This window comes from Vibrio sp. DNB22_10_4 (assembly GCF_052879755.1).
Genome location: NZ_JBNNXW010000001.1, coordinates 698,629 through 723,625 on the forward strand (window position 1 = coordinate 698,629; position 24,997 = coordinate 723,625).

General features: G+C 46.2%; 24 protein-coding genes and 1 pseudogene. 13 read left to right on the forward strand and 12 right to left on the reverse strand.

Annotated features, from left to right (window positions below; genetic code table 11):
• Positions 1 to 133 precede the first annotated feature (133 nt).
• From ACVA6Q_RS02910 to ACVA6Q_RS02930, 5 genes are all read left to right on the forward strand, one after another.
• Positions 134 to 1,303 (forward strand): efflux RND transporter periplasmic adaptor subunit, encoded by a 1,170-nt coding sequence (locus ACVA6Q_RS02910; protein ID WP_446647170.1) that lies wholly within the window; start codon positions 134 to 136, stop codon positions 1,301 to 1,303.
• Positions 1,296 to 4,421 (forward strand): efflux RND transporter permease subunit, encoded by a 3,126-nt coding sequence (locus ACVA6Q_RS02915; protein ID WP_446646454.1) that lies wholly within the window; start codon positions 1,296 to 1,298, stop codon positions 4,419 to 4,421. Before ACVA6Q_RS02910 ends, ACVA6Q_RS02915 begins: the two co-directional genes overlap by 8 nt.
• A gap of 287 nt (positions 4,422 to 4,708) precedes the next feature.
• A complete protein-coding gene (locus ACVA6Q_RS02920) occupies positions 4,709 to 5,770 on the forward strand; it encodes a linear amide C-N hydrolase (RefSeq protein WP_446646455.1) in 1,062 nt (353 codons plus the stop codon).
• Positions 5,771 to 5,862: 92 nt separating this feature from the next.
• Positions 5,863 to 6,549 (forward strand): hypothetical protein, encoded by a 687-nt coding sequence (locus ACVA6Q_RS02925; protein WP_446646456.1) that lies wholly within the window; start codon positions 5,863 to 5,865, stop codon positions 6,547 to 6,549.
• A gap of 12 nt (positions 6,550 to 6,561) precedes the next feature.
• The gene (locus ACVA6Q_RS02930; RefSeq protein WP_446646457.1) at positions 6,562 to 6,741 is read left to right on the forward strand and encodes a hypothetical protein; all 180 of its coding nucleotides are present in this window, start codon (positions 6,562 to 6,564) and stop codon (positions 6,739 to 6,741) included.
• 23 nt (positions 6,742 to 6,764) lie between these two features.
• Here the strand turns inward: ACVA6Q_RS02930 and ACVA6Q_RS02935 are convergent, their stop codons facing one another.
• The 5 genes from ACVA6Q_RS02935 to ACVA6Q_RS02955 form a co-directional block, all read right to left on the reverse strand.
• Positions 6,765 to 7,625 carry an AraC family transcriptional regulator gene (locus ACVA6Q_RS02935; protein WP_353499657.1) on the reverse strand — a complete coding sequence of 287 codons (861 nt, stop codon included), beginning with the start codon at positions 7,623 to 7,625 and terminating at the stop codon, positions 6,765 to 6,767.
• 169 nt (positions 7,626 to 7,794) lie between these two features.
• Positions 7,795 to 8,943 carry an L-threonine dehydrogenase gene (gene yiaY / locus ACVA6Q_RS02940; protein WP_446646458.1) on the reverse strand — a complete coding sequence of 383 codons (1,149 nt, stop codon included), beginning with the start codon at positions 8,941 to 8,943 and terminating at the stop codon, positions 7,795 to 7,797.
• A gap of 240 nt (positions 8,944 to 9,183) precedes the next feature.
• Complete coding sequence (locus ACVA6Q_RS02945; protein WP_353499654.1) at positions 9,184 to 10,503, reverse strand: BamA/TamA family outer membrane protein; 1,320 nt, start codon at positions 10,501 to 10,503, stop codon at positions 9,184 to 9,186.
• Between the two features lie 185 nt (positions 10,504 to 10,688).
• Positions 10,689 to 11,609: a M14 family metallopeptidase gene (locus ACVA6Q_RS02950; RefSeq protein WP_446647171.1), complete on the reverse strand. Its 921-nt coding sequence runs from the start codon at positions 11,607 to 11,609 to the stop codon at positions 10,689 to 10,691.
• 117 nt (positions 11,610 to 11,726) lie between these two features.
• On the reverse strand, positions 11,727 to 12,065 hold the full coding sequence (locus ACVA6Q_RS02955) for a cytosolic protein (protein ID WP_446646459.1): 339 nt from the start codon (positions 12,063 to 12,065) through the stop codon (positions 11,727 to 11,729).
• 532 nt (positions 12,066 to 12,597) lie between these two features.
• Between ACVA6Q_RS02955 and ACVA6Q_RS02960 the strand changes: the two genes are divergently transcribed.
• The 4 genes from ACVA6Q_RS02960 (at position 12,598) to ACVA6Q_RS02975 (ending at position 16,520) form a co-directional block, all read left to right on the forward strand.
• Positions 12,598 to 13,266 carry a helix-turn-helix transcriptional regulator gene (locus ACVA6Q_RS02960; protein WP_446646460.1) on the forward strand — a complete coding sequence of 223 codons (669 nt, stop codon included), beginning with the start codon at positions 12,598 to 12,600 and terminating at the stop codon, positions 13,264 to 13,266.
• Positions 13,267 to 13,290: 24 nt separating this feature from the next.
• On the forward strand, positions 13,291 to 13,674 hold the full coding sequence (locus ACVA6Q_RS02965) for a RidA family protein (protein ID WP_446646461.1): 384 nt from the start codon (positions 13,291 to 13,293) through the stop codon (positions 13,672 to 13,674).
• A gap of 40 nt (positions 13,675 to 13,714) precedes the next feature.
• Positions 13,715 to 15,121, forward strand: coding sequence for a cation:dicarboxylate symporter family transporter (locus ACVA6Q_RS02970; protein ID WP_446646462.1), 1,407 nt, complete (start codon positions 13,715 to 13,717; stop codon positions 15,119 to 15,121).
• Between the two features lie 76 nt (positions 15,122 to 15,197).
• Positions 15,198 to 16,520, forward strand: coding sequence for a CoA-disulfide reductase (locus ACVA6Q_RS02975; RefSeq protein ID WP_446646463.1), 1,323 nt, complete (start codon positions 15,198 to 15,200; stop codon positions 16,518 to 16,520).
• 231 nt (positions 16,521 to 16,751) lie between these two features.
• On the opposite strand, the pseudogene ACVA6Q_RS02980 reads toward ACVA6Q_RS02975, so the two are convergent.
• A pseudogene (locus tag ACVA6Q_RS02980) lies at positions 16,752 to 16,853 on the reverse strand (IS5/IS1182 family transposase); the annotation flags it as partial.
• Between the two features lie 255 nt (positions 16,854 to 17,108).
• Between ACVA6Q_RS02980 and ACVA6Q_RS02985 the strand changes: the two are divergent.
• Entirely contained in the window at positions 17,109 to 17,423 is a 315-nt protein-coding gene (locus tag ACVA6Q_RS02985; RefSeq protein WP_429760566.1) for a glucose PTS transporter subunit EIIB, read from the forward strand.
• 68 nt (positions 17,424 to 17,491) lie between these two features.
• On the opposite strand, the gene ACVA6Q_RS02990 is transcribed toward ACVA6Q_RS02985, so the two are convergent.
• The 3 genes from ACVA6Q_RS02990 to pyrC form a co-directional block, all read right to left on the reverse strand.
• Positions 17,492 to 17,929, reverse strand: a complete 438-nt coding sequence (locus ACVA6Q_RS02990; protein WP_429760564.1) for an acyl-CoA thioesterase — start codon at positions 17,927 to 17,929, stop codon at positions 17,492 to 17,494.
• Between the two features lie 190 nt (positions 17,930 to 18,119).
• The gene (locus tag ACVA6Q_RS02995; protein WP_446647172.1) at positions 18,120 to 18,428 is read right to left on the reverse strand and encodes a DUF1289 domain-containing protein; all 309 of its coding nucleotides are present in this window, start codon (positions 18,426 to 18,428) and stop codon (positions 18,120 to 18,122) included.
• A gap of 111 nt (positions 18,429 to 18,539) precedes the next feature.
• Positions 18,540 to 19,568 carry a dihydroorotase gene (gene pyrC / locus ACVA6Q_RS03000; protein ID WP_446646464.1) on the reverse strand — a complete coding sequence of 343 codons (1,029 nt, stop codon included), beginning with the start codon at positions 19,566 to 19,568 and terminating at the stop codon, positions 18,540 to 18,542.
• 197 nt (positions 19,569 to 19,765) lie between these two features.
• On the opposite strand from pyrC, the gene ACVA6Q_RS03005 reads away from it, so the two are divergent.
• A complete protein-coding gene (locus ACVA6Q_RS03005) occupies positions 19,766 to 21,586 on the forward strand; it encodes an MOSC N-terminal beta barrel domain-containing protein (protein WP_446646465.1) in 1,821 nt (606 codons plus the stop codon).
• 52 nt (positions 21,587 to 21,638) lie between these two features.
• Here the strand turns inward: ACVA6Q_RS03005 and ACVA6Q_RS03010 are convergent, their stop codons facing one another.
• Both ACVA6Q_RS03010 and nadE read right to left on the reverse strand, forming a co-directional pair.
• Complete coding sequence (locus tag ACVA6Q_RS03010) at positions 21,639 to 21,884, reverse strand: YdcH family protein (protein WP_112462432.1); 246 nt, start codon at positions 21,882 to 21,884, stop codon at positions 21,639 to 21,641.
• Between the two features lie 225 nt (positions 21,885 to 22,109).
• On the reverse strand, positions 22,110 to 22,940 hold the full coding sequence (gene nadE / locus ACVA6Q_RS03015) for an ammonia-dependent NAD(+) synthetase (protein WP_446646466.1): 831 nt from the start codon (positions 22,938 to 22,940) through the stop codon (positions 22,110 to 22,112).
• 117 nt (positions 22,941 to 23,057) lie between these two features.
• Here nadE and ACVA6Q_RS03020 point away from each other — a divergent pair, with 117 nt between their 5' ends.
• Together ACVA6Q_RS03020 and ACVA6Q_RS03025 are read left to right on the forward strand one after the other, a co-directional pair.
• Entirely contained in the window at positions 23,058 to 23,570 is a 513-nt protein-coding gene (locus ACVA6Q_RS03020) for a nicotinate-nicotinamide nucleotide adenylyltransferase (RefSeq protein WP_446646467.1), read from the forward strand.
• 31 nt (positions 23,571 to 23,601) lie between these two features.
• The gene (locus ACVA6Q_RS03025) at positions 23,602 to 24,096 is read left to right on the forward strand and encodes a hypothetical protein (protein WP_353499622.1); all 495 of its coding nucleotides are present in this window, start codon (positions 23,602 to 23,604) and stop codon (positions 24,094 to 24,096) included.
• A gap of 111 nt (positions 24,097 to 24,207) precedes the next feature.
• On the opposite strand, the gene ACVA6Q_RS03030 is transcribed toward ACVA6Q_RS03025, so the two are convergent.
• A complete protein-coding gene (locus tag ACVA6Q_RS03030; RefSeq protein WP_446646468.1) occupies positions 24,208 to 24,810 on the reverse strand; it encodes an AraC family transcriptional regulator in 603 nt (200 codons plus the stop codon).
• Between the last annotated feature and the right edge of the window lie 187 nt (positions 24,811 to 24,997).

Sequence of the window (24,997 nt, forward strand, 5' to 3'; positions counted from 1 at the left end):
TGGCAAGAAGTCGATTTGAGTCAAAAAAGATGATGAAACCTTACAGTTTATATCAATTAATATGCGTACAATGGTTATATACCCCAAGCGTACAGTTATTGAGGTACGTTGACTAAAGAACACCATAAGGGACATTATGTTCAAGCGCAGTATTAAATGGATACTCCCCTTCGCAATCTTAGGCGTGGCGGGTGGCGGTTACTTCTTAGTTCAAAAGACTGCACCAGAAGTTGAGACAGAAAAAACGCTCGACACCACACCTCGTGTCAAAACCCAAATTTTGCAAGCGCAGACTCATCAAGTGCAGATTTCGAGTTTTGGCGAAGTTGTACCTTTAGAGCGTACAGCGTTGTCTACCCAAGTATCTGGTGAAGTGACCAGCTGGCACCATAACTTCCTCTCAGGCGGGGTGGTTAAACGCGGTGAAGTTCTGTTCACCATCGAGAAAGATGACTATCAAGCCGCGGTCCTGCAAGCTCAAGCAGAACTTGCACAGGCTCAAGCTACCCTCATCGAAGAGCGTGCAAAAGCAAAAGTGGCTGAGCGCCAAGCCAAGAAAATCAAAGATACCCAAGTGTCCGACCTCTATCTTCGTATCCCGCAAGTATTAAGTGCAGAAGCTCGGGTTAAATCTGCACAAGCAGGGCTGCGTCGTGCCAATCGCGACCTTGAAAATACCGAAGTTGAAGCGCCATACGATGCGTTGGTGGTGTCTCGCAATATCGGTGTAGGTCAGTACATTACCGCAGGCTCTCAAGTGGCGGAAATCAATAACATTGAGCATGCAGAAGTCATGGTGCCGATCGCTGGATTCGACGCGCCATTCTTACCGAAAGATATCGTGGGCGTCAGTGCCGAAATCATTGCTAAAGGTCGTATTGAAGCCATTCGAGAAGGTAACATCGTTCGTGATTTGGGAGTGGTGGACAGTGCTACGCGCATGGTGAACATGGTGATTCGTATTGATGACCCTTATGGCCTTAAATCGAATCTGACCCCACTGCCATTTGGCTCTTATGTTGAAGTTCAGTTTAATGGTCGAACAGTGGACAACTTATTTCAAGTGCCACAAGAGCTTGTTATTGATGAGCGAGTGTGGGTCGTGGATCCAGAAGATAAACTGGTTCCTAAGCCAGTACATGTGCTGCGTGAGGAGCAGGCTAACTTCTTTATTGATTCAGGCATTGAGAATGGTGACGAGCTGGTATTAACAGTACCAGAGTTTCCGCAGATTGGTATGACCGTCATTCGGGTCAACGACGAAGCCGATGTGTTGGCGCAGCAAGGAGAGGCCAGTGAGTAACTCGACCCAGCGCGGCATTATTGCTCTGTTCGCCAACAATTCGGTGGCAGCCAACTTGTTGATGGCGTTTGTACTCATTATGGGTACGGTCAGTTATTTTCTGATCCAGCGTCAAATGTTCCCCAACTTTGAAATTAACTACATTCGTGTGACCGCGTCTTACCCAGGAGTATCGGCGCAGGAGATAGAGGAAACCATCCTTATCAAAGTGGAAGAGTCACTCAAGGATGTCACCGAAATTAAAAAAGCAGTCACGGATGCGTATCGTGGTGGTGGTCAAGTTACGCTGGAAATTGATACCAAAGCCGATCTCCCTGAAGTACTCGACCGAGTCAAACAACGGGTTGATGCCATTGCCAGCTTTCCAAGGGCAATGGAGCCGATAAAAGTCACGCAAATAGAGTTTAAGCAAGATGTGATTGGTATGGTGCTGTCGGGCAATACCTCGTTGACCGAACTCAAAACCATTTCTAAACAAGTCGAGAAAGAGTTACTGCAACTGAGTGATGTGTCGTTGGTCGAAGTTAGTTCGCCGCCGGATGAAATCGGCATTGAGATTCACCCTGATGAGCTTCGTACCTATGATCTCACGCTGGACGATGTGGTGTCGGCGATTCAAAAATACTCCGCCAATTTCTCAGCAGGGCAAGTGCGAACCAACACTGGCTTGGTTTCTATTCGTATTGAAAACCAGTACTACGACGGCTATGAGTTCCGCCAAATCCCTGTCAAACTCGGTGCTAATGGCTCGAAAGTGTTGCTCGGTGATATAGCCACCATCAAAGATGAGTTTACCGAAGGACAGCATTACTTTAAGTTCTCGGGTGAGAATGGTATTTATCTCACGGTAAAAGCCACCAAAACTCAGAACATGGTACCGGTAGCAGAAACGGTTCAGCGCTACATAGAAGCTCGCAACCAAACTTTGCCGCATGGGATCCAAATCCATACCTTGATGGACATGACCTATTACCTCAACGCTCGTCTTGACATGATGCTCAAGAATTTGATGCAAGGTGCGGTTTTGGTCGCGGTATTGCTCACTATATTCTTACGTTTTCGCCTAGCAATGTGGGTAATGGTCGGGCTACCGGTCTGTTTCTTAGGTGCTGTGATGTTGATGCCGCTGTTTGGCGTTAGTATCAATATCATTACTCTGTTCGCCTTTATTATGGTGCTTGGTATCGTGGTCGATGATGCTATCGTGATAGGAGAGAGTGTCTACACTGAGGTGGAGAAGAACGGTGGCGGGGTCACTAACGTGGTGCGCGGTGCTCAGCGAGTTGCGACACCTGCTACCTTTGGTGTTTTAACTACCATCGCGGTGTTCGTGCCGTTTCTATTCTCTACCGGCCCCGAGAAAGCGTTTTTCTATGGCTTGTCGATAGTCGTTATCTTCTGTCTCATCTTTAGTTTGATTGAATCAAAGCTAATTCTGCCTGCTCACTTGGCACACACTAGATTCACACCAGTGAAAGAGAATAGCTACCGAGCTCGGTTTAACCGCGCTTTCTTTAAGTTCGTCCACGGACCCTACAAGCGTACAGTGAGCCAATGTGTGGAATGGCGCTGGTCGGTTATGGCGGGATTCATTGCCATCTTGGTAGTGAGCGCAGCCATGGTGACGTCAGGGCATGTGAGAATGATTCCAAGCCCGAAAGTACCGTCTGATTTCCCTATGATCAGAATTGAAATGAACAGTAATGCTTCAGATGAGCAAACTATTGATGCGTTGCTGACTCTGGAGAAAGTGGTTAAAGCGGTTGATAACGACATCCAAGATGAATTTGGCATGCCGGTCATTCGCGACATGATGACCATTAATACCAGTCGAACTGAAGGCATGCTCATCTTACCGCTAGTGGATGAGGAAGTACGTCCTGTTGATGCGTTCGAGCTCTCTCGCCGCTGGCGTGAAAAGCTGCCGACCATCGTTGGACTAAAGTCCATTGTGATTAATGACAATGTGGCTGGTGGTGATGACGGTGATGAGTTTGGTTATCTGCTTTATGGACCCGATATGGAGGTGCTTAATGAAGCAGGAAGAGAACTCATTTCCAAGCTGCAATTGCAAACTGGGCTGTTTGATGTCAGCTCATCAATGGATACAGGCAGCCGAGAAGTACAGCTTTCTTTAAAACCTGTGGCCTACGATCTTGGATTGGATCTAGCCAGTGTTGCGGCGCAGGTTGGTGGTAGCTTTTATGGTGGTGAGGCACAGCGTGTGTTGAGAAACACAGAAGAAGTTCGCGTGATGGTTCGTTATCCTAAGCTGACCCGTGAAGCCTTTTCTTCACTGCGCTACGCGTTGATCACTACACCGTCGGGTAAGAAAGTAATGCTCGGCGATGTGGTGGAAATTGAGAGTAAACCGGGCATCAACCAAATCCGACGCGAAAATGGCTTTAGAACGGTTTACATCTACGGTTCTATTGACGAGACGGTTATCGAGCCAGATAAAGCGGTGAAGAACATCGAGGATAATGTCCTGCCAGAGCTCAAGGCGATGTTCCCAGAAGTGACTACCGAGCTTGGCGGTACGATTGAAGAGCAGCAAAAGCAATCGGCGGAACAAATTGTATTCTTTGTTGCGGGTATGATTACGGTTTATATCCTGCTTGCGGTGCCGCTCAAAAGTTATGCTCAACCGCTGATCATCATGTCGGTTATCCCATTTAGCCTGACCGGGGCGATTTGGGGGCACTATTTCTACGGTTTGGACATGTCGATGATGTCGACGTTCGGCCTTATCGCGGCAGCGGGGGTAGTGATCAACGACTCGTTGGTGATGACCGATTACGTCAACCAAATCAAAGCTCGCTGCGATTGCGCCAAAACCGCAGTTGTTGAGGCCGGATGTGCCAGGTTTAGGGCGATCACCCTCACGTCAATCACAACCTTCTTTGGTGTTCTGCCAATTATGTTTGAGACCAGTTTGCAAGCTGCATTCGTCAAACCTATGGCCGTCGCGCTAGGGTTTGCGGTTATGTACGCCACGGTAGTGACCTTGATTGCCGTGCCATGCTTGTATGTGATTTTGGAAGACATTGGTGGGGTGTTCCGTAAGGTGAAAAGGCTTTACTTCCCGCTAAAACAACCTGCTGCTGAGCGCAGCTAATTCTCTTCTTGATAGGCTCGGTGGGTTCTAACTCCCGAGCCGATACCAACTTAATTCCAGATAATACCTATCAAAATACCTTGCTTACTTAGTGAGTTATTAAAATTTAACTCTTTATTTATCAATGTATTGTAAATAATTTCTTTAAGTCAAAGTTGTCCATGTATTCGATTTGCAAATAGTTACTGCTTTGAGTAAGTCAGCACTAATTCATAAAGTCCCTACCAGAAAAGCGAGGACATCTTATCGTTTGATGTCTGGAGTTTGGTTAACAAAGGTGACTGACAATGAAAAAAACAGTGATTGCGCTAGGTATTGCTGCCGTAGCAAGTTCGGCTTTGGTGAGCACAGCAAGCGCTTGTTCGAGAATTACGCTAGATACACCTTATGGCGTGTCCCAAGTTCGCACCCTAGATTGGGGTGAGAAATTAGGAACGGTGGCGATTGTGACACCGAAAGGAACGAAGGTTGAGACCAAAGACGTACCTTCTTACCAAAAGGCAGCGTCGTGGACTGTGAAGTACCCAACGCTGAACCTGGAAGAGCGCGAAGTATTTGTCGATACCTCAGGTGAAGCAATCAACAGTGAAGGTCTGTCAGCGTCTACTCTCTATATGTATGATTCACAAGCTTTCATCAAAGACTATAAAGACACGGGTGCGCCCGCTGTGAACTGGGGTGACGCTGCGGCGTTTATGGCTCAGAACTTTAAGACGGTTGCTGACGCTGTGGCGGCATTTGAGGCGAATGAGTTCCAGTTTGCTTGGGCGGATGGCATTCATGGTACTCAACACGGTTTGCATATTTCTGTGCAAGATAAGTCGGGTGATATTGCCTTGTTTGAATTGAATCAAGGCGGCGAAATGGTGGTATATCACGGGTCAGTGAACGATAAGCTGCGTGTGATGGCGAATGCACCTTTGCAACAGTATCACGACCAAAATGCCGAAAAGATTGGTGATATGACGGTAGTCGAGAACGGCTTCAAGATTGGCTCTTCAATTGCGTCATCGGAGCGTATGCTGCGAGGTCTATACAACACTGCACATGTAGAGTTCTCTGATACAGCAACATGGGCACAAACTGAGGGCAAGCTGCAGTCTACTTTTGATGCGGGCAATTTGGTACCTCAAGACATTATTGATCCTACCAATGGTGAAACGTACGCCACGTGGATCCAGTACACCTATAACTTAGAGAACGGCTCATTCAAGATGCGTAACTTTGATACGTATAGTGAAATTCGTATCGATCTGAACGATTTAGCAACCATTCCTCAAGTCTCCTGCGCCGACTTGGTTGAACAAGCAGAAGTTTCTGGCACTGCAACCTTTACTCCTTGCCAATAAGGGCAACTTTGCCCTGAGGGTGCCATTACTCAGGGGGAAGTCAATCCACGGACGACCTAATTAAAGGGACTTATGTTTAATTAGGTAACTTCATGAAAAAAACACTATTCACTGTCGCGTTGTGTGCGATGACAGCAGGCGCATTCGCGTCAAATTCGACGCTTGCAGAAACTGCGGGTGAGGATATTAACTACGGCGATCCGACGGCTTCTTTTTCAACGCTTGGTGTATCTCGCTCAGGTGATGCAACTCAGCTCAACGGTATGTTGGGGATGGGGAACAACATCTTCCAACTTGATCTAGGTATAGCGGACAAGAAAACCTCTGAGGGCAAACTTGACTATAACTATCGTGGACGCTATTTCCATGTTACTGATGGACTAGGTTTTAGCGTGGATGTTCTAGGGGATCGCAATAGCGCAACCGCATTAGCAGGCATGATCTATAAGTTTCAGGTTACAGATAATGTAATGCTTTTCCCTATGCTTTCTGTTGGTCGAACCGCTGCGGATGAAGCAGGCAAACAGACGTTTAAGTCGACGGTATATCAAGCAGGTCTCTATGGTATGTACGCTTTTGATGCCGGTCACTGGCTGTATGCCAATCCTAAATCAACTTACGTCCAACAAGCAAAAGAGTGGGTACCTCAGGTGGAAATCGGTGGTGGCTATATGGTTTCCGATGTCGTTTCAGTGGGTTTTAAAGTGGAACACACTGCGGAAACGAAATACCTGAAAAAAGACACCACAGGTTGGCTACAAGCTAACTACTACTTTTAATGAGGTGAGATCGTGGAAGACACACTAGACATCGTCTCGATGTGTGTCATGGATGATCGCAGTTTTATTATGGCTTATTTGATTGGAGCGGCATCGATGGTGTTATGGTTTGAGTTTCGCAGGCTCGGCTCAAAGGCTAGACGCCAAGATGATGAAGCAAAGCAAGGATCAGATAAAACTACGGCTCCTTAGGGAGCCGTTGTTTTATTAATGGCTTAGTTTAGCCGAGTCATCATCGAGCGCTGAAATTGCTTAGGCGTCTGTCCAAACTCGTTTTTGAACAAACGAATAAAGTGAGAGATATTGTCATAACCTGTTTCGTAGGCAACATCGGTGACGGACATCGAGGTTAAATAGCGCTTTGCCGCCTTTAAACGCAGTTGAGTTAAATACTGCTTCGGGTTTTGTTCCGTCATCAGCTTGAACTTCTGTGAGAAGCTCGACAGCGATAATCCCACTTCTTCTGCAACCTGAGACAGCGACAATTGCATGCCCTCTTGAGAGTTCATTAATCGTATCGCGCGCTTGATTGGATGTGATTGATTGCCATTGATAATGCTGTGGCAGGCGTTGTTACGAAGAAGCTCAAACACTAACTCTTGGCCTGTTAGGTCAATCAAAAAGTCCATTCCAGTTTCTTGTTCGCGAAGGATCTCTTGCATCCTCCCATGCAGCGCATTAACTCGCTTCTCAATCGGGTTGACGATAAAACCTTGTAAATCGAATGACTGTGAGGTGTCGAACTCCAAATAGTCGGACACTCGTTGCGCGACTTTCTCAATCAGTGGTTCAGTGAACTCATATACCAATGCCTTAGTGTATTCCGGCATCTTCATATGAATGTTGGAATTTGGTGGCAACAATACGAACTCATCGCTCTGATATTTAAACGCTTCTGACTGATTCACTTTTACAGATTTAGCCCCCTCAAGGATGGTGCAAAGGCGAGGGGCTTCGTATGAACGGTATTCGTCGTGAAAGTCTTTAGGGAGGTCGTAATAGAGCAAATTGATTTGACCTGCGCTCAGGGCATACTCTCGCTCTGCGATGCGACTAAAGTTGCTTAACGTGTGCATGAGTGGTGCTTTGCTCCTATTACGGTGTTGAATTCCATAATAGACAGGAGAAAATAGCACAACATTGATCTGTGTTAGTTAATCCCTCGCCATTTATAAAACAAAACTGCAGGCAAACGTTTTACCTGCAGTTCTGAGATATGACTCGAAATTAGCGCTCTAAATGGTCTTATAGAGCGGCGTCTAGAATGCCAATAATCTCGTCATGGGTTGCTTGTTTCGGGTTAGTGAAACCGCATGCATCTTTCAGTGCGTTTTCAGCAAGTACGTCGAAGTCGTCGCGCTTAACGCCAAGCTCTTCTAAACCTGCTGGAATGTTTACGTCTTTAGATAGCTGACGAATCGCGTCCAAACCCGCGTCTGCGGCTTGCTCATCACTCATACCCGTTGTATCAACACCCATTGCACGAGCAACGTCTGCTAGGCGCGCTGGGGCAACTTGAGCGTTGTATTGTTGAACATGTGGAAGCAGTACTGCGTTACAGACGCCGTGCGGCAGGTCGTAGAAGCCGCCCAATTGGTGTGCGATAGCATGAACATAGCCAAGAGACGCATTGTTAAACGCCATCCCCGCCATAAACTGTGCATACGCCATGTTGTCACGTGCTTCTAGGTTATCACCGTTTGCAACCGCTTCACGCAGATTGGCCTGAATCATCTCAATGGCTTTGATCGCTGATGCGTCGGTAACCGGTGTTGCTGCGATAGAGACATAAGCTTCGATAGCGTGGGTCAGCGCATCCATACCCGTTGCAGCCGTGAGTGAAGCTGGTTTTGCTAGCATCAGTTCAGGATCGTTTACAGAAACAATTGGCGTGACGTTTTTGTCTACGATAGCCATCTTAATGTGACGAGCTTCATCAGTGATTATGCAGAAGCGAGTCATCTCTGATGCTGTACCAGCCGTCGTGTTAATAGCAATTAGAGGCAATTGAGGTTTTTTAGATACGTCCACACCTTCGTAGTCTTTGATTTCGCCGCCGTTTGTTGCGAGTAGCGCAATACCCTTTGCACAGTCGTGCGGTGAACCGCCACCGAAAGAGATAACACAATCACAGCCGTGCTCTTTCAGTAGAGCAAGACCATCGTTTACGTTCTCGATAGTTGGGTTTGGCTTAGTTTCGTCATAAACCACAGCAGCAACTTGTGCTTCATCCAATAGCGTTGTCAGCTTATTCACTGCACCAATTTTGTTTAGAACGCCGTCCGTCACAATTAATGCCTTTTGAAAACCGTGGCTTTCAATCGTTTTCACTGCGTCAGCTAGGCAACCAGCACCCATTAGGTTCAAAGATGGAATATAGAATGCGTTAGACATGTTCTACCTCGTTTAACTTTCAAAAATTATCAATTTCAAACCTATGAGTAGGTCTTACTATATCTTCTGAACTCAGATTATCAGTGGTCGCAATCGGCAAACTAGCGCTGGTTTTATAGAAATAGTCGATTTTTTAAAAGTGACTGAGGATGTGAAGCTTGTCGACTCGTAAGGCTGCCAGGAAATAGAAAAAGACCTCGATGTTCGAGGTCTTTGAGTCATAGTGCGAGAGAATGTGCTCTAAAAAGGATGATCAACCATGATCCAGAAGTTGGTACTCTCTGGAGATTTGGCCAAATCAGCACGCACAACCAAGCCAGCCATTAATGCTCGTACTGAGCCGCCGGCATCGTACTTTAGGTCGGTCAGGAGTTCATTGGCGGTATAGGCAGAGCCCACTCGACCGACTTCTACAAAGCCAACAAGCTGAATCCAGTCGACGCGTAAGAAATTGAGCCACGAAACTTCTTTAAGAGGGTTGTAAGCTAAGGTGTAGCGATACTCCGCCGCGCCGTATAACACGGCTTTATCATGGAAACGGTTGTTATCGTAGCCACGTAATCGAGTGAAGCCGCCTAACGTTGCGCCCTCATTGTATGGTGGATTACCGTTAACCACTCGATTTCCTTGTTGATCGGTATTTACTTCCCAAGTTGGAGAAAGACCGGTCCAGAAGTTGAGTGCGATGATACGCTGTGATGCCCAGTCTGACTTTCCGAGCGAAAAATACTTGCTCATATCGAGCTCGTGAAATGACCATTGCTGCTTAGATTCAAACCAGCCCCAGTCATGAGAGGTCGCTACGTATTGACGGCTACCGTATGACGGGTTTGGTGCAAAGTCCGTATTGTCATAGAGAAGACCAAACTCCATGGCATGAATCGTGCCATCAAGCGTGCTAGGGCTAAACTCGAAAGATTGATAGCGGTTAAACTGGCGAGTGACGAAGATGGTCGAGCCACTTTCCATCGGATTCCACTCTTTGCCGCCAGAAGGCTCAGAAACCAACAAGCCATTGCGTATTTCGTAGTTCACACGACCGTCATTTCGGGTTGCGCCAATTGGCAGTACATACTCCATTTTGATATCAAACCAGTTGGATGCGCCGTCAGCTTGGAAAAACTGTTGGTTTGAAGAGCCGTTGCTTCCCGGAAGAGGTGATCCAGGTGGATAGGATTCGGGGCCAGTAGTATATGCTCTTTGTTGAGGGTAATAGCCAAACATGCCATAGGCACTTAAAAATACACGCTCTGTGCCAGGAATCATATAGTTCCAGACGCCGCCAGCGATAGCGTGGCTAGTATCACCACCAAACACGGTGCCACCAATGGTCATTTGGTCTTGGTGAATGCCTTTAATCATTCCGCCGACACCCACGTTCAAGCCCATGGTTTCGGTGCTAAACAGGTAAGGTAAGACCATAGATTCACGGACTCCATCGGGAGTCTCTTGACGGTCAATTCGTGATTTTACGCTCGTTGGCACGGCTGCTTGCGCCAAAGTGGCATTGAGGGAGCATGTCAGCGCCGTAACGAGTCCTAATAGGCGACGATAAGTCATAGATGAGCGACTTCCTTGTAATTATGATTTTTATTTGCCGTTACATAGCCTAGCGTGATTTGTTACGCGAGAGAATAATTAACCGAGACTTTGATGGATTTTTGTTGCAGGTTTTACAAATGTGGATTTTTATTCGTGTACATTTAGAAAACCCAAGCGTTAGGCTTGGGTTTTGAAGTATCGTGTTACATCGACGTTTGTAGGAAATCGAGTGCCCCCACGACCGCAGCGACTTGAGCGTCATTACACTCTTGTTCAGTCACCTTCGGGCTATCTGGATATACTTCCGTCGTCGTTGAGTACTCACAATCCGTCATGCCAGTACAGAGGCTAAGCTTTTTCAACGGGTAATTGATGACGCCATGCTGCACCACTTCAGAGCCGATGATTTTGCCGTTGTCATCCGGCGGCGCGATGTGCGTTACTTTTTCAACAAATCCAATCACGTGTTTTTGAAATGCCTCTGCTGGCTTTTCAGTGTTACCTACGAGATAAAAACCGTCTGGTACATTGTCTTCAATGTATTCAAGGCCATCACGTGCAGCAAGAGCAGGGCGGAACTCACTCTCATCTGTATCCGTCGTTTCATGCAGATCAATATGAGCCCAAATATCGGTGTCTAGCGACGCCACAAACGCCATGAGATTGGCTGACTCTTCCGCTGGAGAATCTTGATAGAACGAGCGGTTTGGATCTACTGCGTTAGGATTCCAGCGGTTGATGGTTTCATAACCCCAAGGGCTAACACAAGGTGCGACAACGATATTGAATGCATCTTCGTAATCGTGAAGGTTGTTCTTAGCAAACTGAAGCGCACCATGAACACCAGACGTCTCATAACCATGTACACCACCCGTCACTAGGATAGTTGGCTTTGTTGCATCCCAAGTGCGCGTTTTAAGCGCAAACAGCGGGAAGCGAGCTTCGTCGTAAGAAAGAGCGCCGTACTGCACCACGTCTAAGCTCTCACGCAGTGCGTCGATTTTAGGAAGGACATCTTCACTATAAAGACGCTTTACCGACGTGTTTTCACGCCACTGTTGGACTTCGCTATCTGTCCATTTTTTCCCCGGAGTACCGATAGGGTATAGAAAGCTATTTTGCATGGTTTCCATTCTCAACATCTAATGTGCGAGAAAGCATAGCGGTGAAGCACCTCAGTGGCAATCGAAGAGAAGTGAAGATTGTGACAAAATTAACTTCCAAAACGCGTTGAAGCTTTATCAATCTAAACGAGTAATAAAGGTTTTCTCGTCATCCACAAACGCCACAAAGCCGCCGTGATAGATAAACACACGACCACGCCCTTCCACCAAACACGCAAGCTGTGGGTTCAAATCTTCTTCGTTTTTTGGTCTCTGAAACGTGCCGGTATCCGTCACTACGCCGTCGAGTGAGGGTAGATACCCATAGGTGCGCTTAGCTTGATCAATCAGGCTCAATTCGCTGGTTGTAGAGAAGCAAGAAGGGATAGTACCGGCATCTTCGATAAACATGGTTTTGAATTCTTCAAAGGCGGTAATCACCAGCCAGTCGATGTCGTTTACACGATGGATAAACATAGAGTGTCTCTGTAATTCTGATGAGGGGATGTTATCACTAAGTGGGGGGAGCTTAGTAGGGGTATGTTTTAATGGTGATACCGCGCATGTATCTATAGCCAATACCGCCGTCGTTCGTACGCAGGCAGGAATCTAATCACAGCTAATGATTTATCCATTGTTAGCCTCTAGATTTGTGGTGCGTACAGCGAGCGTCACGTTACCTACAAAAAACACTCTCTTAATAATCCTTTTCTTCAAGTACAAGGATTTAACTTTTAGCAAACTTGGGAATTTGTTCTAGATCATTAAAGTGGTCAAAAACGCAATCTTTGATTTTAAATATTTAAACTTTGATGTGGTTTAAGAAATTAAACCTAACTCATATGTTTTTGGTGATCTTGTTCAACTATTGTGCGTGATTTCGATCAATTCTTCGTAAATTGTTGGTGTTTTAAGCACGTTTCTTAGGTTTACAGAAGTTTACTCTGTATTGCTGAATTCACCCGAAAGGAGTAGTTTGCAGTCATTGAGTTCAAAAATGTAAACCGAAATGATGAGTGTAAAGCAAGTTCGATTCACCGACGAAGACAGAGAATACTTAAGCAACTATTTTCGCTTGGCAGATACGATCGCCGACTTGATAGGACCGTATTGCGAAGTCGTTATTCATTCATTTGAAAGCTTAGAAAATTCAGTCGTGAAGATCGTGAATGGTCATCATACTGGGCGTGAAATTGGCTCACCAATCACCGATTTGGGCTTACGTATGTGGAGCACATTCGAGAAAACGGGCGAGGTCTCTCCGAAGAGTTATTTCACCAATGCTGCCGATGGCTCGCTACTGAAATCGACTACGTGCATTTTGGCTGGCCCAGAGCAAAAGCCAATTGGCATGCTGTGCATCAACATGAACTTATCTTTCCCATTCCCAGAAATCGTCAAGACGCTGATGCCACAGTTTCACGTATCGCAAACCTTAGTCAGTGAAACCTTCAGCAATAACGCGAACGACGTGATTAAGCAGGCACTGAGCACTGCTATGCAAGAGGTGGATCAAGACGAGACGGTTTCCGCTAAAGGTCGTAACAAAGCCATTATCCGTTGTTTGTTTGATAACGGCGTATTTGAGCTAAAAGAGACGACCACGCAAGTATCAGAGCAACTTGGGATCAGCCGTCAGGCGGTTTACAAGTTTATCCGTGAATTTAAATCAGAATAAAACTAATAACTTAGGAGTTACATCGTGAAACAGATCATTGCCACTGAACAAGCACCTGCCGCTATCGGTCCTTACTCTCAAGGAACGTCTTACGGCGACATGGTTTACACATCAGGCCAGCTACCACTGGTTCCAGAAAACATGCAGTTTGTTGAAGGCGGCATCAAAGAGCAAGCTCGTCAGTCACTAGAGAACTTAAAAGCGGTTCTAGAAGCAAGCGGTGCGGGCCTAGACACAGTATTGAAGACGACATGCTTCCTATCAGACATGGAAAACTTCGCAGCATTTAACGAAGTGTACACAGAGGTATTTGGTACAGAAAACGCACCAGCTCGCTCTTGCGTTGAAGCAGCAAGACTACCAAAAGACGCATTGGTTGAAGTTGAAGCCATTGCATACAAAAAATAACCGATTTTCGGACATAAATGGGTATCAATAGGAGATTCTCATGAGCGTTTCATTTATTGGATTGAGCATCCTGTTCTTTGGGTTCTACGCATTACTTGCGAACTTCAAAAAACAAAAGAAAAGCTTTAACTTCCGCGTACTGAGTGCGCTTGCTGCTGGTTTGTTATTCGGCGGTGCTATTCAGCTCGTATTCGGTGTAGGCAACGTTGCAACGGCAGGTTTTGCTGAACTGATTTCTGTATTCGGTAAAGGCTACATCAAGCTTCTACAAATGATCGTAATCCCACTAGTATTTGTGGCGATGATCTCTTCGATCATGAACGTAGAAGGCGGCGGTGCGCTATCGCGTATTGCACCAAAAATCATCGGTATCCTACTTTTCACTTGTGCAATCTCAGCGGCAGTGGGCATCGCAAGTATTTACCTATTCGGTATCGATGCTAACGCACTAGTCAGCACTATCGGCACTAACAGCGCTATTGAGGCTCGTGGTGACTCTCTGATTGCAACACAAGATGCGATGGCGAGCAGCGGTCTGTCAGGTATGGCTTTGTCTATCATCCCAACCAACATCTTTGACATGCTAACGGGTTCCCAACGTACTTCGACACTATCAACTGTATTGTTCGGTATGTTCCTTGGCTACTGTATCCTGCAAGTGAAAAACCGTAAGCCTGAGAAAGTGCAAAACTTCGTTGATTTCATCAACTCTGCAAAAGAAGTAGTACTTTCAATGGTACGTGAGATTCTGAAGCTGACGCCTTACGGTGTATTCGCTCTGATGACCACGTTCATGATGACAAACGATTTGTTCGCACTAGCGGAAATGGGTCGCTTCCTACTAGCAAGCTATGTGGCAATCGGTGTGATGTTTGCTATCCACTTCGTGATGGTGTCTATGTTTGGTCTGTCTCCTGCTAAGTTCATGAAGAAAATCTGGCCAGTGCTCGTATTTGGCTTCGGTTCTCGCTCAAGCATGGCGGCAATCCCACTAAACGTTGAAACTCAAACTCAACGTCTAGGTGTGGACGAAGAAACAGCAAACATGTCAGCAACATTCGGTACCAGTATCGGTCAGAACGGTTGTGCGGGCATCTACCCAGCAATGCTAGCTATCATGGCGGCTCAAGTAATGGGCATGTCAGTTGACCTAGGCTTCATCATGCAACTAATTGCGGTAATCGCGATTGCTTCATTCGGTATCGCAGGTGTTGGCGGCGGTGCAACGTTTGCGGCAGTAGCAGTACTAACCATCATGGGTTTAGACATTACGGTTGTGGCGATTCTGGTTTCTATCGAAGCGCTTATCGACATGGCTCGTACCGCGCTCAACATCTCTGGCTCAATGTTGTCAGGTGTACTAACCGCGAAGAAGAATGGCTCATTAAACAATGAGCAATATAATGCTGACGTTACTGCAACAGTAACAAAAGAAGCAGCAGTGTAATTTCCAAACATAATAAAGAGCACCCAATACGGGTGCTCTCCGTTTTTCCTGAGTTCAGGTTATTTAGGTAATAAATATGAAAGTTGTTGTCATAGGCGGTAGCGCTGCAGGTATGAGTTTCGCAGCGAAATACAAACGTAATCAGCCATCAGATGAAGTGATTGTGCTGGATAAGCGCGATTACATCTCGTTCGGGGCGTGTGGTTTACCTTATTTTGCTGGTGGCATGTTTGATGACACTGAGCGCATGATTTCTCGTACGCCAGATCAAGCGATTAAATCTGGTTTAGACGTGCGCATTGAAACTGAAATGGAGGCACTAGACCGCACAGAAAAGCAGATTAAAGTTCGTCATCAAGGTGAAGAAAGCACCATCGATTACGATAAGTTGGTGATTGCCACAGGCGCACGCCCAATCGTGCCCTCGTTTGGCGAGTTCAACCCAGAGCACGTATACACGCTAACCAGCATGGAAGATGGCCTGGCAGTAAAAGAAGCGCTTAAGGACAGCAGCAAACAACGCATTTGCGTAATCGGCGGTGGTTTTATCGGCCTAGAAGTGTTCGATGCCGCACACATACTAGGTAAGCACGTCACCATCATTGAGCGTGAACAACATGTGATGAGTCGTCAGTTTAGCCCTGAAATGATTGAAATGGTAGAAGGCGCGATTCGTGAATCTGGCGCTGAGCTTAAAACTGGTTGCAGCGTATCAGCCATTCGTGACGCGGAGCAGGGCGGCTACATCGTAGAAACCGACAATGGCAATGTTGGAGCAGACGTTGTGATCATGTCACTTGGCTTCAAACCGAACACAGAAGCGTTCGAGTTACCAAAAGCAGCGAACGGCGCATTGCTAGTCGATGAGTTTGGCGCAACAGAAGATGCACACATTTACGCTGTCGGCGACTGTGCAGTGGTTCACCATATGGCGCTAGGCAAATCAGTGTATACCCCTCTTGCAACCACAGCTAACAAGCAAGCGCGCATGATGGCTGACAAACTTGCAGGCAAAGACACTTACATGAGTGGTTTCTTAGGCTCGTCTTGCTTGAAAGTGTTGGATTACGAACTGGCATGCACAGGCGTATCGGAACTGCTTGCTAAAGAACACGGTTTGGAAGTGAAGGCATCAACTATTTCAGATAAGAATCAAACCGACTACTACCCTGGTCAAGAAGACATTAAAGTTAAGTTGGTATACCACCCAGAAACCAATGTACTGCTTGGTGGCGAAATCGTTGGTAAGAAGGGCGCAGTAGGGCGAATCAACGCACTCGCTGTTGCCATCACTGCGAAGATGACCACACAGCAACTCGGCTACTTGGACTTCTGCTACGCACCTCCATTTTCGCGTACATGGGATGCGCTAAACGTTGCAGGTAACGTAGCAAAATAACTTTTTTGAACAATATTCAACAGGGGCTTACGAGCCCCTATTGGTTTAGCTGCCCTTGTTTAATACCTTGCAATCAAACGATTCAATTCGCTCATCCGCAATATAAATCAACTTGCTACCCGCAGGAACCTCACGTTCTAGCTGGGGGTTGAGTTCAATTCCATTGCCAACTTCAAGCGCGATCAAGGTGGCTTGATTCTCTTTCTTTGACCAAAGATAAAATCGTCTTTAAACGGTACTCCACTCTCCGAACTTAGAGGGTAGATTTCGCCAAGGAATACCTGTTGTCATTCGATGTTCAGTTTTATCGTAAATACGACCTGTACTTTTCATAACTTGGAGTAACAGTTCCCAGCTAACACATTTTTGTCCAAATATGAGTTACCCCTGTTAGGGAATAAAAATCACCGATAACCAATTTTTAACTCTAGGTGTGCGCGTTCAGTAGACTCCGCATCGAGTGCGGAATGACGACAAATTCGGCTAATGTGCTGCTAATGTCCATAGACGAGCTGGGATTGGTTTCTTGATAGCTAAACACCTAAGACTGGTATAATTTAGAGCCGTTAACCATCCGAGCTACTGACGATGCTTCAAACTATTAAGCGAATACTAAAAGCACTAACCCAAGTTAACCCCCACTTTGAACAAGATGTCGACACAGTCATGAAGGCCATTGGCGGGATTAACAATCTAGTCGAAACCGGTGCGTGTGCGACGAGACTCCGACTGACTCTGGAAGATACATCCATTGTCGATAAAAAGGCACTGAAGAATCATGGAGCGCATGGTGTGGTGATACTTGATGAGCACCACATTCAGATTATCTACGGAGTAAAAGCAAATACCTACTCCCAAGAGATGGAAGAAAGACGCGTTAAACATACCTCCAACAGCCAATGAACCTTGTTACTTCGGATGAATATGTTTCGCTATGTCGAAATACAAACGGCGTCTTTTTAACTTAATATTTAGCCCGCACACTCATTTCGCGTCTGTTCAATCGCCTTCATTAGTTTCTCAGAAATCAGCCCTTTCTTATTGGTATTGAAGTCAAACATTACTATGGTTGCGGTGCCCGTCGTTGTAACTTTACCAAGCTTGTGACTGACAATGCTGTACTCCATGGTGAACCTGTCTTCTTTGACATCGGTAATGCGAGAGCCTACAAGTAGGGTATCTGGATAAGTGACAGGCAGTTTGTAGCGGCAGTAGGTGTCCCCGAGTACTGGGCCAACATTGGTGACGGCCATATCTTCCATCAAACTGATGTGGCGGAAATAGTCGAGGCGAGCGGTTTCAAAATAGCGGAAGTATACCGCGTTGTTGACATGATTTAGGGCGTCCATTTCCCCCCAAGCGACGGGGATTTCTGTGATGACCGGAAAACCTTCAAGCAATGTTTTCATTTGTTATTATCCTTTTTGTATTGGGCTTTTACTCTATTTAATCTTTAACATGTTTGCAACAACCTAAGAAGGGTACATCAATTAAGTACACGGATACGGTTTGATATCAGCGCAAAGGCGTTGAAAATGTGTGAGGGCACGGCAGGCTGGATTGACTTTAATCGTGTGGTGCTCGATGGATCTTGAGTGGTTATTTCAGCGGTAACTTACTCAAACACTTACGACACAAACAGGTCGCGGATTTTTGCAAACTTGAGGTGTCACGTTTCTCTATCTCGAAACACCAGCAAGATGATTTTCCAGCTGAGATATCACAATAGGCGGGCTCACCACACTGCTGGCATTGGTGCGTGGATTGCTCCCCAGAGAGTTGATCTACCTTGTCTTGGCGTTGCTCGTTATCCATAAAACGCCATTCAGAAAGTTCATCCATGGTTCGATGGCATCCGCTGCAGATCCCACCATCGTTTTTACAGGCGGCGCGGCAGGGCGTGACGATAACAACTTCTTGGGACATGAACAGCAATCTCAGTTGGGCTTGAAAAAATAAGGCTCCCATTATTCATTAGGGAGCCTTACATATCCAGTGCTAGTGCGCGTTTTTTAACGCTTATTTAACTTTCCAGCTTACTGTTTCGCCGCCACGGATTGGCACAACAATGTCGCTACCAAATGGCATGGTTTCTGGCACGTTCCATTCTTCTTTCTCAAGCGTGATGGTGTCCGTGTTGCGAGGTAGACCGTAGAAGTCAGGGCCGTTTTGGCTTGCAAAACCTTCTAGGTTCTCTAGCTTGCCTTCTTGCTCAAACACTTCTGCATAAAGCTCAACCGCTGCGTGTGCTGTGTATGAACCTGCACAACCACAAGCCGCTTCTTTCTTGCCTTTTGCGTGTGGTGCAGAGTCTGTACCTAGGAAGAACTTCTTGCTGCCACTGGTTGCCGCTTCGATAAGCGCTTGCTGGTGGGTGCCGCGCTTAAGGATTGGTAGGCAGTAGAAGTGTGGCTTGATACCGCCAACCAGCATGTGGTTGCGGTTGTATAGAAGGTGGTGAGCGGTGATGGTCGCAGCAACGTTGTCGTTAGCGTTTTTCACAAAGTTTGCAGCATCTGCTGTAGTGATGTGCTCTAGAACAATCTTAAGGTTCGGGAAGTCATTCACGATAGGAGCGAGAACTGTGTCTAGGAACTCTTTCTCACGGTCGAAGATATCGACGTCGTGAGTGGTCACTTCACCGTGAACAAGCAGTAGCATACCCACTTCTTCCATCGCTTCTAACACGTGGTAGATGTTTTTAGCAGACGTTACGCCAGAATCGGAGTTTGTGGTTGCACCCGCTGGGTACAGTTTTGCTGCCACAACTGCGCCAGATTCTTTCGCTTTGCGGATTTCGTCTGGTGTGGTGTTGTCAGTTAAGTACAGCGCCATTAGAGGTTCAAACTGCTCAGAAGGCTGCTCAGCCATAATGCGCGCTTTGTATGCTAGCGCCATTTCTGTGTCTGTGACAGGTGGGATGGTGTTTGGCATGATCAGTGCGCGACCGTTGTAGCGGCTGATATCGCGAACAGTATCTTTAAGAACGTCGCCGTCACGAAGGTGTACGTGCCAGTCGTCAGGACGAGTAATAGTCAATGTAGTCATTTGGGCTCCCACCAAGTTAGATTCTTCTTGAAACGGAGCCTAAACAGTCGCGAAAAATGTGAATGCAATCGCTTACGTTTAGGCGACAGGATGATAGAGGAAAACGAGTAAGATTTCACTATGTTTCTGGGACTAAGGGAAAAAAGACGTTACCATTGACTACAAAATAAGGAAGACAACAATAAAAGGGCTCAGTCGTGTCAAAATCTCCTCTGCTTTCCCAAATCAATATCTATCCCGTTAAATCCGTTGGCGGCATTTCTCTTTCTTCTTCTTGGGTCGAAAAGCAAGGCTTATGCTTTGATCGTCGATTTATGGTCGCGCTTTCCGATGGTGCTATGGTCACCGCTCGTAAATACCCAAACATGGTAAAAGTGTCATCGAGCCTATTGCCGACAGGGATCATTTTCACTTACCCAGGCATGGCGCCGCTAAAACTTGAATACAGTAGTTTTAAGTTACAACAGACGCCAGCGACGGTTTGGAAAGACAACTTTGCTGCTTACACCACAACGGACGAAGCGGATGATTGGTTTAGCCAGGTGCTCGACCAGCGCGTTGAGCTGCTGTTTACGGGCGAGCAATCGAATCGCGTGCGCGAAAAGTTGGGACACAATGTGAGTTTTGCCGATGGTTATCCGCTGCTTATTATTAGTCAGGGTTCTTTAGATGAACTTAATCGCCGCAGTAGCGAAACGCATTCAATGGAGCAGTTTCGAACTAACTTAGTGGTCGGTTCGGATGAACCATTTATTGAAGACTCATGGAAGCGCATCAAAATCGGTGAAGTTGAGTTCGAAGCAGTAAAGCCCTGCGAGCGCTGTATTTTGACGACAGTTGATGTGGAGAAAGGGAAGTTCCGCGAGAGCAAAGAGCCGCTGAATACCTTCTCGCGCTTCCGTGCAAATGAAAGAGGTGGCGTTTTCTTTGGCCAGAACTTGGTCGCCAAAAATGAAGGCATGATCCGCACTGGTGATGAAATTGAAGTTCTTGAATACAAAGAGAAAGAAGTTTATGACGATCTGGACGCTCAGAAACAAGAGTTTGTTTGTGTTGAGCGCGAACGCGTTGCTCGTAACTTTGAAACCTTTTGGCTAGAGCCTCAAAAAGGCGCAATGCCTGATTACAAAGCTGGGCAACACCTTCCAATTGAGCTTAATCTTGATGGTCAAGTTGTAAAGCGCCTATACACTTTATCATCGAGCCCATCTCGTCCGGGGCGTTTGGCTGTCTCAGTCAAACGTATCGATGGTGGCAGTGTGTCTAACTGGCTATTTGAACACTTCCAAGTGGGTGATACTCTGATTGCAGATAAACCCAATGGCAGCTTCCATATGGCGAATGCAGACCACGAGCCATTGCTACTCCTCTCTGCAGGTAGTGGTGTGACACCTATGATGTCGATGCTTCGTGATTTGTCAGACAGAGATGCCGTTAACAATGTGGTGTTCTTTCATCAATGTTCAACCGTTGATGATATTCCGTTTGCCGAGGAGCTCAAGTCGCTAGAAGCGAAGCACGAGAATTTCACCGTGATGCTGTCTTTGACTCAATCCAATGATGATTGGCAAGGCTTAAAAGGGCGCTTTAGTTTATCCCACCTAAAACAAATCCCAGATCTCACAGCAAGGCAGGTGTTTGTGTGCGGCCCTGATGGCTTCATGCAAAAGGCTAAAAACCTGATGCTGAAGAAGGGGTTAGCGGAAGATCATTATCATCAAGAAGCCTTTGGTGTAGCTACGGCGACGGAAGACAGCGTTAAGGCAGTTCAAATCAGTATCGATGGCAACGTATTTGAAGGTGATAACCAGAAAACACTACTGGAACAAGCTGAAGATGCAGGATTATCGATTACGCATACTTGTCGCGCAGGCTTTTGCGGCGCATGCAAGGTGACGGTGGAATCAGGCTTGGTTCATCAACCCGATGTACCTGCTATTCAAGAATCAGAAATTGCGGAAGGTAAGGTGTTAGCGTGTTGTTCAGTGCCGAGAACGGATGTGGAGATTGTTAGTTAACGGATGATTGTGGGTGCCAGTGTCCAACTGGCACCGGCTTTGATTTACATGCTTATTTTGAAGCACTCACTATACGTTGATGCAACGAGTCTTTTAAAACGGCTCTATCATGTTTTAGTTGATGCATCTCGGTATCTTCGATAGGTGAACCGTTGAGTTCCAACACACGAATTTCTTTATCCAGAGCATTGTAGTTTTTAGTATCTGCAGCAAAGCCTTGATCGCTTTGTGTCAGCGCTAAAATGGTATCTTGATGTTCTGGAAATTCCTTAAGAAGAGAGTGATCTTCGCCTAACATAGCAACCCCTTTTTATTCGATGAACAATAGTTTTAGCTTGGGCATGTGCACAAGTGGGTTGATGCGCGCGAAGGCGTGTTATCACCTGTGCTCTTATAACAATGGCACAAGTTAGGAGTGATTAAAAGTTGACCGGTGGCAAGATTTGATTTCAGCGAAGTAAATCACAAGCTAGAAAAAAGCCAGCAATTTTTTTGCTGGCTTTTGGTATTTGTAAGAAGCGGATTAGTCGTAGATTGTCGGGATCGCTTCACGTTTGTGTTGTGTTGCTTTGTAAATAGCAACCAACTTGTCTGAAACGTCTTGAGAAACTGGCTTGCCCTCTAAGAAGTCATCAATCTGATCGTACGTTAGGTTTAGCGCATCTTCATCGGCTTTTTGTGGATCGAGCTCTTCAAGATCCGCGGTTGGTGTTTTCTTAACAAGTAATGCTGGCGCACCAAGGGTGGCTGCTACTTCACGAACTTGACGTTTGCTAAGACCAAATAGCGGTGCCAAATCACATGCTCCATCACCAAACTTAGTGTAGAAACCAGTGATGTTTTCTGCTGAGTGGTCAGTACCAAGCACTAAACCACCCACGTAACCAGCGATTTCGTACTGAGCGACCATGCGTGCACGCGCTTTTACGTTACCTTTAACAAAATCGACTTTCGCCGCGTCTGTTGGTAGCAGGCCAGTGCCTTCTAGTGCAACGTGTGATGCAGCATGAAGACCATCCACACCAGCTTTGATGTCAACGGATACAGAGTGGGTTGGTTCGATGAAAGAGAGCGCTAGCTGTGCTTCGTCTTCGTCTTTTTGTTCACCGTAAGGTAGGCGCACTGCGATGAATTGGTAGTCGTTGCTGTCGCTCGCTTGGTTAAGCTCGTTAACTGCCAATTGTGCCAAACGGCCACAAGTTGTTGAGTCCACACCCCCACTGATACCGAGAACGATGGATTTGCATCCAGACTGTTGCAATTTACTCTTAATAAATGCAACACGGCGTTCAATTTCAAATTGTGGGTCGATAGACGGAAGCACGCGCATCTCGTCTCGAATAAGTTGTTCCATGTGGGATCCCTTTTCCTGCAAGCAAAAATGATTTCTTGTATGATACCTACGAACATCGCTGAAAAAAAGTTACAGTGGTGGCCAATCTATGCATAGATACGATTTATTGAGATACATATGACAAAAATAGCGATATTTGGCAGCGCCTTTAACCCACCGAGCCTTGGCCATAAGAGCGTGATTCAATCACTGAGCCATTTTGACAAGGTACTGCTGGTGCCGAGTATCTCTCACGCTTGGGGCAAAAGTATGTTGGATTACAGCATTCGCTGCCAGCTGGTTGATATGTTTATCGACGATCTAGCCCAAAGTAATGTCGAGCGCTCAGATATCGAAGAGCACTTGTATCAGCCAAATAGCTCAGTGACCACATTTGCAGTGCTAGAAGCCCTTGAGCTGCATTACCCTGATGCCGAGCTGACTTTTGTTCTGGGGCCTGACAACCTATTTAGCTTCGAAAAATTTTATAACGCTCAGCAAATTGTTGAGCGTTGGTCATTACTAGCCTGTCCCGAGAAAGTGAAAGTTCGCTCTACTACTATCCGTTACAGTTTGTCCCAAGGTTTGAATGTAGATCACTTAACGACAGTAAGTGTCGCTAAACATTTGGTCGCCCATAAGCTATATTGACCATATAACTAAAATGGATAATTTATAAAAAATGAAAGCAACATGGATTTGTATTGCTTTAGCAGTGGCCGTCAGTAGCCCTCTTGCGTATGCATTTTGTGAGAGTAATTCGAGTAAGTCTGTCGTTATTAAAGCGACGGAGGAAGAGTCTTTTTGCTCGCTAATCACCAAGCCGTTTAGCTACATCGGCAACCAAGTTGTGACACTTGGTGGTCTTATTGAACCTGAAACGCCAACTAACACTTTGCAAGACTCCTACTGGGATCAATGGTTGTTAACTCAAGAATCTGAACCTGTGTTAACCGGAAACATCGACAATAGCTTTGTTGGTATTGGTCTCTGGGCACCCGATGAAATTGCTCGTCGTAAAGATGAAATGTCGATGCAAGAGTGGTTAATGGCGCAGGGTCTGCACTTTGGTGTTGGATTTGGCGAAAAAGGCAAAGAGCCTAGGTTGCGTCTTGATTATCGTTGGCATCAGGATTACCAAGGCGACATGATGATGCAAGTTGAAGTGCCATTTTAGAGCGTTTTGGTCACCTGCACTCATTAAATAGAGCTAAGCAGAATAATAACAAAGCGAGCCTAGGCTCGCTTTGTTGCATGTGGTGAGAACATTTACCCGAAAGGGTGTCACCTATAGTTCAGTACCCAGCAGGTTTTGGGTAAGCTGCTGGAACTGTGCTTGATTACCAGCGAACAACTGCTCACAAATCGCCTCTGGTTTTTTACCAGACAGTTTAAGCTTGCGAGCTTCACGAACAAGAAGCACTAATGCCAATTCACCAGATACGGTATTTGAACCCGGTGTCCAGCGCGAGATGTTTTCACTGGTGCTGTCTAGAGTGAGTGCAGGTGACATCGCAGCAACTTCATGGCGTAGGACTTGCAACAGATCGTTTTTAATCACGTCACTTGATGCGGTGGTGAGTCTATCTAGAATCGCACTCGTTAGTGGTGTGGTTTTGATATGGCCGGCTTGTCCCGGAAACTTATCGCGCAAACGAATTGAAAACTTCACCGTACTAAGCTTGGTATGCGGTAGTATTGTCAAGCTTGTTAGGCAGTCAAACGGCAGCCAAAAGAGTTCGCCAGCTTGGTATAGATATTCGTTTTTACCCAGTCTGACTATCACTTGACCTTCCTCGACACGAATTAGCTGGTTATGCAGCGTTTTTTTACGTGCGGTGATGGTGACAAAGTCGTAACTGTTTGATTGAAAGTCGATTGCGTGATTCATGGTGGTCTTAAGCTGTGGATCTGCGCGTAGGTTACCCCCTGAAGGGGGGAATGCCAACTAAAGATCACACTTTTATGTGGTTGTTAGTGAACAAGATGCTAAAACTGTGGTCTGACCTTAACAAAAATAGACGTAATAGGGCTGCGGTCTTTAGTCACAGGGCGTAGAATATGGCAGCTTTTAATTT

Excerpts from the sequence above, each read along its gene's own strand:
- ACVA6Q_RS02920 (WP_446646455.1), top strand. The coding sequence starts at position 4,709 with ATGAAAAAAACAGTGATTGCGCTAGGTATTGCTGCCGTAGCAAGTTCG.
- ACVA6Q_RS02925 (WP_446646456.1), top strand. The coding sequence starts at position 5,863 with ATGAAAAAAACACTATTCACTGTCGCGTTGTGTGCGATGACAGCAGGC.
- ACVA6Q_RS02935 (WP_353499657.1), bottom strand. The coding sequence starts at position 7,625 with ATGCACACGTTAAGCAACTTTAGTCGCATCGCAGAGCGAGAGTATGCC.
- yiaY (WP_446646458.1), bottom strand. The coding sequence starts at position 8,943 with ATGTCTAACGCATTCTATATTCCATCTTTGAACCTAATGGGTGCTGGT.
- ACVA6Q_RS02945 (WP_353499654.1), bottom strand. The coding sequence starts at position 10,503 with ATGACTTATCGTCGCCTATTAGGACTCGTTACGGCGCTGACATGCTCC.
- ACVA6Q_RS02950 (WP_446647171.1), bottom strand. The coding sequence starts at position 11,609 with ATGCAAAATAGCTTTCTATACCCTATCGGTACTCCGGGGAAAAAATGG.
- ACVA6Q_RS02955 (WP_446646459.1), bottom strand. The coding sequence starts at position 12,065 with ATGTTTATCCATCGTGTAAACGACATCGACTGGCTGGTGATTACCGCC.
- ACVA6Q_RS02960 (WP_446646460.1), top strand. The coding sequence starts at position 12,598 with ATGATGAGTGTAAAGCAAGTTCGATTCACCGACGAAGACAGAGAATAC.
- ACVA6Q_RS02970 (WP_446646462.1), top strand. The coding sequence starts at position 13,715 with ATGAGCGTTTCATTTATTGGATTGAGCATCCTGTTCTTTGGGTTCTAC.
- ACVA6Q_RS02975 (WP_446646463.1), top strand. The coding sequence starts at position 15,198 with ATGAAAGTTGTTGTCATAGGCGGTAGCGCTGCAGGTATGAGTTTCGCA.
- ACVA6Q_RS02985 (WP_429760566.1), top strand. The coding sequence starts at position 17,109 with ATGCTTCAAACTATTAAGCGAATACTAAAAGCACTAACCCAAGTTAAC.
- ACVA6Q_RS02990 (WP_429760564.1), bottom strand. The coding sequence starts at position 17,929 with ATGAAAACATTGCTTGAAGGTTTTCCGGTCATCACAGAAATCCCCGTC.
- pyrC (WP_446646464.1), bottom strand. The coding sequence starts at position 19,568 with ATGACTACATTGACTATTACTCGTCCTGACGACTGGCACGTACACCTT.
- ACVA6Q_RS03010 (WP_112462432.1), bottom strand. The coding sequence starts at position 21,884 with ATGTTAGGCGAAGATCACTCTCTTCTTAAGGAATTTCCAGAACATCAA.
- nadE (WP_446646466.1), bottom strand. The coding sequence starts at position 22,940 with ATGGAACAACTTATTCGAGACGAGATGCGCGTGCTTCCGTCTATCGAC.
- ACVA6Q_RS03020 (WP_446646467.1), top strand. The coding sequence starts at position 23,058 with ATGACAAAAATAGCGATATTTGGCAGCGCCTTTAACCCACCGAGCCTT.
- ACVA6Q_RS03025 (WP_353499622.1), top strand. The coding sequence starts at position 23,602 with ATGAAAGCAACATGGATTTGTATTGCTTTAGCAGTGGCCGTCAGTAGC.
- ACVA6Q_RS03030 (WP_446646468.1), bottom strand. The coding sequence starts at position 24,810 with ATGAATCACGCAATCGACTTTCAATCAAACAGTTACGACTTTGTCACC.